The organism is Bradyrhizobium sp. dw_411 (genome assembly GCF_018449695.1).
Classification (GTDB): Bacteria; Pseudomonadota; Alphaproteobacteria; order Rhizobiales; family Xanthobacteraceae; genus Bradyrhizobium.
The window spans coordinates 96644-110036 of the sequence record NZ_JAAVUY010000004.1 but is presented as its reverse complement, the minus strand read 5'-3'; the positions used below and the strand labels follow the sequence as shown (position 1 = coordinate 110036).

Below are 13393 nucleotides of genomic sequence, written 5' to 3'. Positions count from 1 at the left end.
AATATTCAGGGAGACGAACCAATGAGCTTTTCACGACGCACGCTATTGAAGGCATCCGCCGCCTCGGCGGTGATCGGCAGCGTCGGCGCGCCGTTCGTCGCGCGCGCCCAGCAGGCCGAATTTACCTACAAATTTGCCAATAATCTGCCGGACTCGCACCCGTTGAACATCCGCGCCAAGGAAATGTCGGCGGCGATCAAGACCGAGACCGATGGCCGCGTCGATGTTCAGGTGTTTCCGAACAATCAACTCGGCGCCGACACCGACGTGTTGAGCCAGTTGCGCTCGGGCGGCGTTGAATTCTTCACAATATCGGGGCTGATCCTGGCGACACTGGTGCCGGCCGCGTCGATCAACGGGATGGGATTTGCGTTCCCGGATTATCCCACGGTCTGGAAGGCCATGGACGGCGATCTCGGCGCCTATGTGCGTGGCCAGATTGCCAAGGCCAATCTGGTCGCGATGGACAAGATCTGGGACAACGGCTTTCGCCAAACCACCTCCTCGACCAAGCCGATCAACGGACCCGAGGACTACAAGGGCTTCAAGATTCGGGTGCCGGTGTCGCCGCTATGGACCTCGATGTTCAAGGCGTTCGATGCCGCGCCCGCCTCGATCAATTTCAATGAAGTCTACTCGGCGCTCCAGACCAAAATCGTGGAAGGTCAGGAAAATCCACTGGCGTTGATTTCGACTGCAAAACTGAACGAGGTGCAGAAATATTGCTCGCTGACCAACCACATGTGGGACGGCTACTGGTTCCTGGCCAACCGCCGGGCCTGGGAAGCGCTGCCGGAAGATATCCGCACCATCGTGGCCAGGAACATCAACGCCGCATCGGTCAAGGCTCGCGTGGATACCGAAAAGCTCAATGCAACCGTGCGCCAGGAGCTCGCGGCAAAGGGCTTGACCTTTAACCAGCCGGATGTCGCGCCATTCCGCGAGAAGCTGCGGTCGGCCGGGTTCTATTCCGAATGGAAGGGCAAATACGGCGAAGAGGCCTGGTCGATCCTGGAAAAATCCGTCGGCAAATTGTCGTAACGGAAAACCTCAGGGCACGGCCGGGGGACTGACATGGCGCATGCCGAAGCGACGCAAGCGGTAAACGGCGAGGTGGTGTCCCCTCGCCGTCGTTCGCCCGTGGCGACGCTTGAAGCGTGGCTCGGAATGCTGGTCGAAATTCCGGCAGCGTTGCTGGTTGTCGCCGAGATCGTCATCCTGTTCGCGGGTGTGGTGGCACGCTATGGCCTGCAGCGACCGCTGATCTGGTCGGACGAACTGGCGTCGATCCTGTTCCTTTGGTTGGCCATGCTGGGCGCCGCGGTGGCGTTCCGGCGCTCCGAGCACATGCGGATGACGGCCGTGGTCGCCAGCGCGAGGCCGACGTTGCGCGCCTATCTCGACGTCGTGGCGACTTGCGCTGCGCTCGCGTTTTTGCTGCTGATCGCACGGCCGGCTTACGAATTCGCCTATGACGAGAGCTTCATCACAACCCCGGCGCTGCAGATACCCAATTCATGGCGCGCCGCGGCGTTGCCGACCGGCATTTGCCTGATGGCGCTGTTTGCCTGTCTGCGGCTGGCGCGGGTCGGCGATATCGGGCTGGTGCTGCGTGCGGGAGTTTCGGTCGCGCTGCTGATTGCGGTTTTCTGGCTCGGGGCGCCATGGCTGAAGCCGCTCGGCAATCTCAATTTGGTGATCTTCTTTGTCGGCGTCGCCGGCTTCTGCGTTTTCACCGGCGTGCCGATCGCTTTCGGGTTCGGGCTTTCGATCTTCGGCTATCTCGCGCTGACCACGCGCACCCCGGTGACCGTGCTGGTGGGCCGGATGGACGAGGGCATGAGCCATCTGATTTTGCTGGCAGTGCCGCTGTTCGTGTTTCTGGGGTTGCTGATCGAGATGACCGGCATGGCGCGCGCCATGGTCGCGTTTCTTTCAAGCCTGCTCGGCCATGTGCGCGGCGGCCTGCACTACGTGCTGGTCGGCGCGATGTATCTGGTTTCGGGCATATCCGGCTCAAAGGCCGCCGACATGGCCGCTGTGGCGCCGGTATTGTTTCCCGAGATGAAGCTGCGCGGCGCCAAGTCCGGCGATCTCGTCGCCCTGCTCGCCGCGACCGGCGCCCAGACCGAGACCATCCCACCGAGTCTGGTCCTGATCACGATCGGCTCAGTCACCGGCGTTTCGATTTCGGCGCTGTTTACCGGCGGCCTGTTGCCGGGCGTCGTGCTCGCCATCACGCTGTCGGCGCTGGTGTGGTGGCGCTATCGCAGCGAGGACCTTAGTCACGTCACGCGTGCCACGGGCCGCGAAATCGCCAGGTCCTTTATCGTCGCCCTGCCCGCGCTGGCGCTGCCATTCGTGATCCGCGCGGCTGTGGTCGAGGGGATCGCGACCGCCACTGAAGTCTCCACCATCGGGATCGTCTATGGGGCCATCATCGGTCTTCTGGTCTATCGCTGCTTCGACTGGCGACGACTGATGCCGATGCTGATCGAAACGGCGTGCCTGTCCGGTGCGATCCTGCTGATCATCGGCACCGCCACCGGCATGGCCTGGGGATTGACCCAATCCGGATTTTCACGCGCGCTGGCCGCCGCGATGACCGGCCTGCCCGGCGGTTCCGCGACCTTTATCGCGGTATCGATCGTGGCGTTCACGATCCTGGGCAGCGTCCTTGAGGGCATTCCGGCCATCGTGCTGTTCGGGCCGCTGTTGTTTCCGATCGCCAAGGCTGTCGGCGTCCACGAGGTCCATTATGCGATGATCATCATCCTGGCGATGGGCATTGGATTGTTCGCCCCGCCGTTCGGAGTGGGCTATTATGCTGCTTGCGCCATCGGGCGGGTCGATCCGGCCGAGGGCATTCGCCCGATCTGGGGCTATCTGCTGGCGCTGCTGGTGGGCTTGATTTTCGTGGCCATATTTCCGTGGATATCGATCGGGTTCCTGTCAAATTAATCTCGCGAAATGGATGGTGGCCCATGAGCGCTGCGCAGAACCAATACGATATAGGTCTGGACAAGACGCCGGCCAATTTCGTCGCCTTGACGCCGCTGAGCTTCCTCGTGCGCACCGCCGCGATCTACCCCGATCATGTCAGCACGGTCTACGAGGGGCGCGTTTTTACATGGTCGCAGACCTATGCGCGTTGCCGACGCTTTGCTTCTTACCTCGCCAACCGAGGTATCGGCCATGGCGATACCGTTGCGGCCATGCTGCCGAATATCCCGGCGATGAACGAACTGCATTTTGCGGTACCGATGGCCGGCGCCGTTCTTAATGCACTCAACATCCGGCTGGATGCGACCTCCATTGCGTTCCAGCTCGATCACGGCGGCGCCAGGATCATCCTGGTCGATCCGGAATTTGCCGGCGTGATATCCGAAGCCCTCGCTTTGATGAGCGGACCGAAACCGTTCGTCATCGATGTCGACGACAAAGCTTTCACTGGCGGCAAGCGTATCGGCGAGATCGAATATGAAGACGCGTTGTTGCAGGGCGACGAGAATTTCGCCGCACGGCTGCCACAGGATGAATGGAACGCCATTGCGCTCAGCTACACCTCGGGCACCACTGGTAATCCCAAGGGCGTCGTCACCCATCACCGCGGCGCCTATCTCAACGCCGTCAGCAATATCCTCGCGGGCAATCTCGGCCAGCATCCGGTGTATTTATGGACGCTGCCGATGTTCCACTGCAACGGCTGGTGTTTTCCGTGGACCATCGCGGCGGCGGCCGGTGTCAATGTCTGCCTGCGCAAGGTCGATCCCGGCAAGATCTTTGAGCTGATTCCCAAACACGGCGTCACCCACATGTGCGGAGCGCCCATCGTCTACAACACGCTGATCAATGCACCGGATGCACCGAAGCAATCAGCCGCGCGGCCCGTCGTCGGCCTGATCGCGGGCGCGGCGCCACCGGTCGCGGTGCTCGAAGGCGCCGAGCGCATCGGCATCAAGCTGACGCATGTCTACGGCCTCACCGAAGTCTACGGCCCCGCATCGGTCTGCGCAGAGCAACCGGGCTGGGATCAATTGCCCGCCGATCAACGCGCGCAACTCAAGCGCCGGCAGGGCGTGCCTTATCCGTTGCAGGAAGATGTCACCGTGATCGACCCCGAAACCATGCTGGAAGTGCCGCATGACGGCGAGACCATCGGCGAGGTGATGTTCCGCGGCAATATCGTGATGAAGGGCTATCTCAAAAACGAAAAGGCCACCCGCGAAGCCTTTGCCGGCGGCTGGTTTCATACCGGCGACCTCGGCGTACTCGATGAACATGGCTACGTGATCATCAAGGATCGCTCCAAGGACATCATTATTTCCGGCGGCGAGAACATCAGCTCGGTCGAAGTCGAGGATGTGCTCTACAAGCATCCGGCCGTATTGTTCGCGGCTGTGGTGGCGAAACCGGATGGCAAATGGGGTGAAGTACCCTGCGCCTTCGTCGAATTGAAGGACAACGCACAAGCCACCGAAGCCGACATCATCGCGTTCTGCCGCAGCCAGATGTCCGGCTTCAAGACGCCGAAAGCCGTGGTGTTCGGCCCGATCCCCAAGACCTCGACCGGCAAGATTCAGAAATTCATCCTGCGCAATCAGGTCGATTCAGCCAAGGCGATTTCGGCATAAGTAAGCTTTAGCCGACCATCGATCGGTTCCGCGCAGTCTTCAGCCAAAGCAGGTACGCCCGGTCAATGACCCCATTGTTGGTCGCTGTGGTCGCCGCGGCCTCTTCCTCTGTCAGATATGTCACGGGTCCGAGCCGCATCGCTTCGGACTGCAGGCGCGCGCCCACTTCGGTGTAGACTGCGCGGAATACGACCTGACGCACATTGCTTGCGACGACAGTCGAGCCGTGACCGCGCATCAATACCGCAGGACGATCGCCCAGGCTTTTCGCCAAAGCCGAGCCCAAGCTATTGTCGCGGATCAGAAGATCGCTGCCCGGCCCGGCAAAATCACGGATTTCGAACACCGGAGTATCGCTGCCAAGAAAGCCGCACATGTGACAGATCGCACGCAGTCTGGTGCCGGTCACCACGCTGAACGGAACCACCGACGGCGAATGGCTGTGCACGACCGCGTTCACATCCGGCCGGCTACGAAAAATCTCGCTGTGGATGTAGCGCTCCAGATAAGCCGTCGGTCCGCCGGCCTCGACTGCTTCTCCGTTTGCATCGAACTCGAGGATGTCCTTTTCGGTAACCAGCCCCGGCGCCATACTTCTGGCGAGCAGAAAGTGAGCGGGACGCACGGGATGGCGCACGCTGACATGGCCGAACCCATCCACCACGCCTTGATCGAACAGGATGTGGTTGGCGTCGACCAATTCGCGGGTCGCCGCTGCGATCGTCTCGGATGCATTATCGGTCATGGCGGATCGTCGCTCCCCTCAATGTTGCTCTTGCGCGAGATAGTATGGAGCCATACGATGTTTGGCAAGAAATTGCGATCAACCCCGGGGACAGAGGTATATGCCATCGACAGCCACGAAAGCGGCGCCCGCGCAGCGTTCAGGGAACACCGGCCCCGCGCCGGCGCTGACGGATCGCAGCCTCAGCTTTCTGGTGCGTCAGGCCCACCGGGCCTTTGTGGCGCGGCTGGTAGACCAACTTGTGCCACATGATGTCAGCGCCGCTGAATGGGCGGTGCTGCGCATGTTGTGGCTGCAGGAAGGGCTCACACAAGTCGCCCTCGCCGATCGGATGCGGGTCCGGAAAGCATCGCTGACCTCGGTATTGTCGACGCTGGAACGCAAAGGATTTCTGCGCCGCACACAGCGCGGGGAAGATCGCCGCAAGTACCATCTGTTTCTGACCAGGTCCGGACGGGCGTTGGAGACGGAGTTGCTACCGATCGGGGCCGCCATCAACCGAAGGGCATTGGCTGGGGTCGATCCGGAAGATGCGGATGTGGCGGCACGTGTACTTGAAAGGGTTATCGCCAATCTGGTGGCATAGTGATCCAATCAAAGCCGTGATCTAAACAAAAAAACGATAGCGGCTTAGCCGCGGGGGGACAAGGAAATGGCGGAACGCATTTTGGATGTGGGGGCATTGATCGAAAGCCACCCCATCGGTCGCGCGCAGTGGGTTGTGATCGGGCTGTGTGGATTTGTGGCCATGCTGGATGGCCTCGATCTGCAATCTATCGGGTTGGCGGCGCCCGCGATGATCGCACAATTGCACGTCGCCCCGCATATCTTCGGATTCGTGTTCAGTGCTGCGCTGGCCGGTCTTGCGTTGGGCGCCTTTCTGCTTGGACCTCTGGCCGATCGGGTTGGCCGCAAGCAGGTTCTTGTCGGCGCCACCTTCGGCTTCGGGGTCTTTACGCTCGCGACGGCCTATGCCGGCGATCTGACGCAGTTGCTAGTTTGCCGCTTTTTGACCGGACTAGGGCTGGGTGGCGCAATGCCCAGCTTCATCAGTCTGGCGTCGGAGTATGTTCCGAAATCGCGCCGGGCTACCGTGGTCAGTCTGCTGTGGGCCGGCTTTCCGCTAGGCGGCGTCATTGGCGGCGTGTTGGGATCGTGGATCATCCCGGCCTACGGGTGGCAATCCATTTTCCTCGTCGGCGGCGTTCTGCCGATCCTGCTGTCGGTGATCCTGGCGACAGTGCTTCCGGAATCCGTGAGCTTCCTGGTCACCGCCGGCAAGCCGGCAGACCGGATCGCTCGCACGCTGCGCGGTATCTTCCCTGACGTTTCGATCGCTGTGGGAACGCAATTCGAAATCGCCAAGGAAATCGCACACCGGGCATCCGTATTGGAATTGTTCAGGTCGGGGCGAGCCCTGGGGACGTTTCTGCTGTGGGTCAGTTTCTTCTTCGCGTTCATGATCCTGGTCACGAACTCGTCCTGGAGTCCCATTTTACTGCGGCGCGTAGGCATCCCCACCGAGCAAACCGCACTGGCGCTGGCGCTCTACAATTTCGGCTCATTGTTTGGTTCGGGAGCCGCGGGGATGTTGCTCAGCCGTCTCGGTGTTTTGCGCGTGCTGCCCCCGACCCTCGCGCTCGGTGCCCTCGCCTATGTAATGGTCGGCTGGACCGCGCCGTCGCTCAGTTCCCTCATGATGGCGCAGGGACTGTTCGGCCTGTTACTGGGCTGCGCGAGTTCAGGACTGATCGCACAGTCCGCCATCTACTACCCGGTCGAGATCCGCTCCACGGGGGTCGGCTGGGCTACCGGGATCGGCCGTCTCGGGTCGGTGACGGGACCCCTGGTCGTCGGCCAAATGGTTGCTGCCCAATGGGATGTCGCGACGATCTTCGCGGTCGCAGGCGGATCGGTGGTGATTGGCGCCGTTGCCTGCGCACTCATGGGTCTGCTGCCGCCGACCGGCGCCTCGGGCACGCTAACGGCTGCGCCCACTCCTTCCACTAATCCCTCCTTGCAAGCCTGATGGAACAACAATGAGCAAACTGCAGCTTTCAGTCGCGATCGGCGACTATGATCGGATGCGTCCGCTGGTTGACGGCCTCGTACAGATCGACGGCGTCGATCCGCAATTCATGCTGCTGGATCCGGAGGAGATTTTCTTCCGCGCTTTCAGGCATGCGGATTTCGACATCTGCGAATTGTCGCTGTCGAGCTACAGCGTCAAGACCGCGGCCGGAACCAGCCCCTATGTCGCGGTGCCGGTGTTCCCGTCCCGCGCCTTCCGGCACACCTCGATCTACGTCCGCACCGACCGGATCAAATCGCCGGCCGATCTCAAAGGCCGTCGCGTCGGCGTGCCGGAATATCAGCTCACGGCGAATATCTGGGCCCGGATGTTTTTGGAGGAGGATTACGGAATCCGTCCCGCCGACATCACCTGGGTTCGCGGCGCTTACGAGCACCCGGGCCGCGTAGAGAAAATCAGCCTCAATTTGCCGGCCGATGTGGTGGTGGAAAATGCAAGTTCGGACACCACCATTTCCGCACTGCTGGCGAGCGGAGAAATTGATGCCGTGATCGGCCCGCGGGCTCCGTCCTGCTTCGATCAGGGCCATCCCAATGTCGGCTATCTCTTTGCCGACCCACAGCAGACCGCAACCGAATGGTATAAGCGGACCCGGCTTTTTCCGATCATGCATACGCTGGGGATCCGCCGCTCGCTGGCTGACAAGCATCCCTGGCTGCCGGTAGCGGTCTTCAAAGCGTTTGAGCGCTCCAAGGCTATTGCGGTAGCAAAATTGGGCGACACATCCGCGACCAAGGTGACGATGCCGTTCGTTGAGGAGCAATTACGGGCCGCGCGCTTGCTGATGGGCGAGGATTTCTGGTCCTACGGGCTGGAGCCCAACCGCCACGTCTTGAACCGGTTTCTGCAGCGTCATCACGCTGAGGGATTGTCAGCCCGGTTGCTGACGCCGGAAGATCTGTTCCATCCGGCCGCGCTGGAATTGCACAAGGTTTGAGGTAGCTTAACCCGCCCGCTGCAGCGTCAGCCGCATGCCGTCATAGGCCGGGATAACGTCCGGCGGCAGGCTCTGGCGCAGCACCTCGTAATCCAGATCGGAATGCATGTTGGTGATGACAGCGCGGCGCGGCCTGAAGCGTTCGATCCAGGCCAGAGCGTCGTTGACGCTGAAATGGCTGGGATGCCCGGCGTAGCGCAGCCCGTCGATGATCCAGAGCTCCAGATTTTCCAGCAATGGCCAGCTCTCCGGCGGGATGTCGCTGACATCTGGCGTATAGGCGGCATCGGCGATGCGATAGCCGAGTGCTGGAATGTTGCCGTGCTCCAAAATAAAGGCGGACAGCGTCACCGGACCGCCCTTCCCCTCGATGGTCCGGCTTTCGCCGGCTTCGATGGAATGATTGTCCAGGATCGGCGGATAGTCGCTGCCCGGCGGTGAGACGAAGCAGTAGGAAAATCGCAACAGGATATGATCGGCTGTCGAGCGGTTCAGATAGAGCGGAATGCGCTTGCGCTGATGCAGCACCACCGAGCGCAGATCGTCGATGCCGTGGGTCTGATCGGCATGCTCATGGGTCAGAAATACCGCATCGATATGATCGACATCGGCGTCGATCAACTGCTCGCGCAGATCGGGCGAGGTATCGATCACGATCCGCGTGGTCCCATGATCTCCCACGCGCTCGGCCAACAGCGAGCAGCGGCGGCGGCGGTTTTTCGGATTATTGGGATCGCACGCGCCCCAGCCGAGTGCCGGGCGAGGTACGCCCGCCGATGACCCGCTGCCCAGGATCGTGAGCGTAAGCGTCATGCCGTCGTTTCCGGCGGCGGCACCTTGCTGAACAGACGAAAGAAATTCTGCGTGGTCTGGCGCGAAATCTCCTCGAGCGAGACGCCGCGGGTTTCCGCCAGCACCTTGGCGACCTCGACCACAAAAGACGGCTCGTTGCGCTTGCCGCGGAATTTGCCCGGCGCCAGAAATGGCGCGTCGGTTTCGACCATGATGCGATCGGCGGGAAGTTCGGCCGCGAGATCGCGCAGGATTTGCGAGTTCTTGAAGGTCAGAATGCCCGTGAATGAAATCGAAAGACCTAGCGAAATCGCTTTCATCGCGAGCTCGCGTCCGCCGGTATAACAATGCAGCACCGCGCGAAACGGCCCCTTGGCCATTTCGTCTTCCAGGATGCGGGCGCAGTCTTCGTCAGCTTCGCGGGTATGAATAACCAGCGGCAAACCCGTCGCCCGGGCCGCCGCGATATGCACCCGAAAGCCGCGCTCCTGCGCTTCGCGTGAGCCATGCTGATAGAAATAGTCCAGCCCGGCTTCGCCGAGAGCGACGACCTTGGGATGATCCGTCAGCGCGATCAGTTCATCTGCGGGGATCCCGTCTTCCTCATCGGCCTGGTGCGGATGAGTGCCGACCGAGCAATACACGTTCGGGAACCGCTCGGCGATCGCGAGCAGCGCACCATGGCGCTTTACCCGCGTCGAGATCGTGACGATGCGTCCAATCCCGGCGCTCGCCGCGCGCGCCACGATGCCATCGAGATCGTCGGCAAAATCCGGAAAATCGAGATGGCAGTGGCTGTCGACGAGCATCGTTTTCAAACCGTTCAGGTCGCGGTCGGCTCAATATAGCGCGGAAAGATTCCCGTCGGCACAGGCAGCGCGGTGCCCGGCTTGATACGGGTGCCGCCGCCGAGGCAGGCAAAATCCCGCTGGTCGGCGGGAACGCCGAGAACGTCCAGCATCTTCGCGCAAGAGTCGGGCATCACCGGCTGTGCCAGAATGGCGACCTGGCGAACCACTTCGGCGGTCACGTAAAGTACCGTTTTCTGGCGTTGCGGATCGGTCTTCGCCAGCGCCCACGGCGCCTCGCCCGCGAAATAGCGGTTGGCCTCGGCCACGACAGCCCAGACGGCGTTGAGCGCCTGATGGATTTGCTGGGTGGCCATCGCGGTTCGCGCCAAGGCGATCATGGCATCGGCCTGCGCCAGGATCGCTTTGTCGTTGTCGCTGAAAGCGCCCGGCTCCGGCAGCACGCCCTCGAGCTGCTTGGCGATCATCGACAGCGATCGCTGCGCCAAATTACCGAGATCGTTGGCAAGGTCGGCATTGATGCGCGCGACAATGGCTTCATGGTTGTAGCTGCCGTCCTGTCCGAATGGCACTTCGCGCAGGAAGAAATAGCGCATCTGATCGACGCCGTATTGATCGGCGAGATTGAACGGATCGACCACGTTGCCGACCGATTTCGACATCTTCTCGCCCCTGTTGAACAGAAAGCCATGGGCGAAGACGCGCTTTTGTACCGGAATGCCTGCCGACATCAGGAAGGCCGGCCAGTACACCGCGTGAAAACGGATGATGTCCTTGCCGATGATATGAACGTCGGCCGGCCAGTAGCGCCAGTTCGCATCGCTTTCGTCGGGGAAGCCGACGCCGGTGATGTAATTGGTCAGCGCGTCGACCCACACATACATCACGTGCTCGGGAACGCCAGGCACCTTGACGCCCCAATCGAAGGTGGTTCGCGAAATCGACAGATCCCGCAAACCGCTTTTGACAAAGCTCACGACTTCGTTCTTGCGCGAGTCCGGGCCGATGAAATCAGGCTGATTTTGGTAAAGCGCCAGAAGCTTGTCTTGATAGGCCGACAGCTTGAAGAAATAGCTCTTTTCCTCGACCCATTCGACCGGCGTGCCCTGCGGTCCGCGCCGCACCTTGTCCTCGCCGACAACGGTTTCGTCTTCGGCGTAGTAAGCCTCGTCGCGCACCGAATACCAGCCGGCATAGCTCGACAGATAAATGTCGCCATTGGCCTCCATCCGTTTCCAGATTTCCTGGACCGAACGATGATGCTGCTCTTCGGAGGTGCGGATAAACCGGTCGAACGAAACGTTCAGGCGCTGGTCCATTTCCTTGAACCGGCCGGCATTGCGGGTCGCGAGATCGAGCGGGGTCATTCCCTCGCTTTGCGCGGTCTGAATCATCTTCAGGCCGTGCTCATCGGTTCCGGTGAGAAAAAACACGTCCTTGCCGTCGAGCCGCTGAAAGCGGGCCAGCGCATCGGTCGCTATCGCCTCATAGGCGTGGCCGATATGCGGCACCCCGTTGGGGTACGCGATCGCGGTCGTGATGTAGTAGGACTCACGGGACAAATTGGTTGCATTCGCCATCGTTGCGAAGGCCTTTCATCGCTTTATCTTTCAACGCGCGGTGATGCGGTCTGGTAAATCCGGCCGGTCAGCCGATCGCCTCCGCAAGCAGCCCGAACACCGAGAAAACCAGCGGTTTTCGTTCAAGATTATAGGCTTCGGTGTCGCGCGCGGCGCGGTTGATCTTTTCCCACACCTCCGCCAGCCGTGCAAGGCGGGGCAGGTTCGCATTGGCATTGGCGTCATCGCTGCGCAGGCGCTCGCTGACCCAGCGGTCGACGCTGTCGATGAAGGCCGCCAGCGCCACCCGGTCGCTGCCGCCAAGCGCATCGCCCAGCGCATGCAATTCGCGCGGGTCGACCTGTGGCAGCGTCGCCAGCAGCGCCGCGGTCCGCTGGTGAAGCTTGACGGCGTCGCCACCCAATAGCGTCAGGGCGCGGGCGACGCTGCCCTCGGACGCCTCCGCCGCTTCCGACAATGCAGGGTCGTCGCGCTCGATGCTGGCGGCCAGCGCTGCGGCCTGGATCACATCGGCGGTCGCGAGTGGCCGCAACATCAATTTACGACATCGTGACAGGATGGTCGGCAGCACTCGCGCGGGCGCATGGCTGACCAGAAGAAACAGCGATTGTCGCGGCGGTTCCTCAAGGATCTTGAGCAGCGCGTTGGCAGCATTGGGATTGAGTTCATCCACGGTGTCGACAATGCAGACCCGCCAGCCTTCAACGGCGGCGGTAGAGCCGAAAAACGAGATCGTCTCCCGGGTCTCGTCGACCGTAATGACCGTGCGCATCACGCCCTTGTCGTTGAGGCTCCGTTCCAGCGTGAGCAGGCCGCCATGGGCATTGGCCGCGACATGGCGTGCAACCGGATCGGACGGATCAATGTTCAAGTTCTCGGCGCGTTGTACATCCGCGGCCAGGGGATCGCGGTGCGCCAGCACGAACCGCGCCATCCGGTAAGCCAGCGTGGCCTTGCCGATGCCTTGCGCGCCGCCGATCAGCCACGCATGCGGGATACGCCCGCTGCGATAAGCGTTAAGCAAGGCCGTCTCGGCTTCGTGATGCCCGAAAAATGCCGATATCTCGCGCGGATGCGCCACGCTGATCTTGGGCTCGACCTGACGGGCGCTCATGCTGAACTCGCCAAATTGGCGGCGTCGGCCGTAAAGAAACGGTCGCGCAAGACGGACCATACGCTCGCGGCAACCGTGCCGGCGTCGGCATTGGCGTCAATCAATACGCATCGCTGCGGCTCGGCCGCCGCGATCTGGCGATAGGCGTCGCGCAATTCCTGATGAAACTTGACGTCTTCGGATTCGAATCTGTCGGGTGCGCCGGTGCCGCGTCGGACGGCCGCGCGCTGCATGCCGATCTCGACCGGGATATCCAGGATGATTGTCAAGTCCGGCTTGAGATCGCCAATGGTCACCCGCTCCATCGCATTGAGGATCGCGGGAGCCACCTGCCCCAGCCTGCCCTGATAGACGCGCGTCGAATCCGAAAACCGGTCGCACAGCACCCAAATTCCCTGGCTCAGGGCCGGCTGGATCACCGATCGCACATGGTCGTCGCGCGCAGCGGCGAACAACAGCGTTTCCGCATCCGGGCCCAGCAATTTGCCCATGCCCGATAACACCAGATGCCGGATAATTTCGGCGCCCGGCGATCCTCCGGGCTCGCGCGTGACAATGGCGCGTAGTTTTGCGGCATCCAGGCGTTCGCTCAGCATCTTGATCTGCGTGGATTTGCCGGATCCCTCTCCGCCTTCAAAGGAGATGAAACGTCCGCGCCCGGGAATTCGTTTAACCGCTGCCTCGGCCATG

Annotated in this window: 12 protein-coding genes; 6 read left to right on the top strand and 6 right to left on the bottom strand. The window is 61.6% G+C overall.

From position 1 onward, the window contains the following. Positions 1–21: 21 nt before the first annotated feature. The 3 genes from HB676_RS07790 to HB676_RS07780 are packed head-to-tail and all read left to right on the top strand — an operon-like array spanning position 22 to position 4634. Positions 22–1041, top strand: coding sequence for a TRAP transporter substrate-binding protein (locus HB676_RS07790; protein ID WP_213737137.1), 1020 nt, complete (start codon positions 22–24; stop codon positions 1039–1041). Positions 1042–1074: 33 nt separating this feature from the next. Further along, complete coding sequence (locus HB676_RS07785; protein ID WP_213737136.1) at positions 1075–2961, top strand: TRAP transporter large permease subunit; 1887 nt, start codon at positions 1075–1077, stop codon at positions 2959–2961. 23 nt (positions 2962–2984) lie between these two features. Then, a complete protein-coding gene (locus tag HB676_RS07780; protein ID WP_213737135.1) occupies positions 2985–4634 on the top strand; it encodes an acyl-CoA synthetase in 1650 nt (549 codons plus the stop codon). 7 nt (positions 4635–4641) lie between these two features. On the opposite strand, the gene HB676_RS07775 is transcribed toward HB676_RS07780, so the two are convergent. Continuing rightward, complete coding sequence (locus tag HB676_RS07775; protein WP_213737134.1) at positions 4642–5379, bottom strand: class II aldolase/adducin family protein; 738 nt, start codon at positions 5377–5379, stop codon at positions 4642–4644. 100 nt (positions 5380–5479) lie between these two features. Here HB676_RS07775 and HB676_RS07770 point away from each other — a divergent pair, with 100 nt between their 5' ends. The 3 genes from HB676_RS07770 (at position 5480) to HB676_RS07760 (ending at position 8408) form a co-directional block, all read left to right on the top strand. Further along, the gene (locus HB676_RS07770) at positions 5480–5965 is read left to right on the top strand and encodes a MarR family transcriptional regulator (protein ID WP_213737133.1); all 486 of its coding nucleotides are present in this window, start codon (positions 5480–5482) and stop codon (positions 5963–5965) included. A 66-nt stretch (positions 5966–6031) separates the two neighbouring features. Next, a complete protein-coding gene (locus HB676_RS07765; RefSeq protein ID WP_213737132.1) occupies positions 6032–7408 on the top strand; it encodes an MFS transporter in 1377 nt (458 codons plus the stop codon). A gap of 10 nt (positions 7409–7418) precedes the next feature. Next, positions 7419–8408 carry an ABC transporter substrate-binding protein gene (locus HB676_RS07760; RefSeq protein WP_213737131.1) on the top strand — a complete coding sequence of 330 codons (990 nt, stop codon included), beginning with the start codon at positions 7419–7421 and terminating at the stop codon, positions 8406–8408. Between the two features lie 6 nt (positions 8409–8414). Here the strand turns inward: HB676_RS07760 and HB676_RS07755 are convergent, their stop codons facing one another. The 5 genes from HB676_RS07755 to tmk form a co-directional block, all read right to left on the bottom strand. Beyond that, positions 8415–9221, bottom strand: coding sequence for an MBL fold metallo-hydrolase (locus HB676_RS07755; protein ID WP_213737130.1), 807 nt, complete (start codon positions 9219–9221; stop codon positions 8415–8417). Beyond that, the gene (locus tag HB676_RS07750) at positions 9218–10009 is read right to left on the bottom strand and encodes a TatD family hydrolase (protein ID WP_213737129.1); all 792 of its coding nucleotides are present in this window, start codon (positions 10007–10009) and stop codon (positions 9218–9220) included. The genes HB676_RS07755 and HB676_RS07750 overlap by 4 nt, the downstream gene beginning before the upstream one ends. 14 nt (positions 10010–10023) lie before the next feature. Next, positions 10024–11589: a methionine--tRNA ligase gene (gene metG, locus HB676_RS07745; protein WP_213737128.1), complete on the bottom strand. Its 1566-nt coding sequence runs from the start codon at positions 11587–11589 to the stop codon at positions 10024–10026. A 67-nt stretch (positions 11590–11656) separates the two neighbouring features. Beyond that, a complete protein-coding gene (locus HB676_RS07740; RefSeq protein WP_213737127.1) occupies positions 11657–12703 on the bottom strand; it encodes a DNA polymerase III subunit delta' in 1047 nt (348 codons plus the stop codon). Next, complete coding sequence (gene tmk, locus HB676_RS07735; RefSeq protein ID WP_213737126.1) at positions 12700–13392, bottom strand: dTMP kinase; 693 nt, start codon at positions 13390–13392, stop codon at positions 12700–12702. The genes HB676_RS07740 and tmk overlap by 4 nt, the downstream gene beginning before the upstream one ends. Position 13393 lies beyond the last annotated feature (1 nt).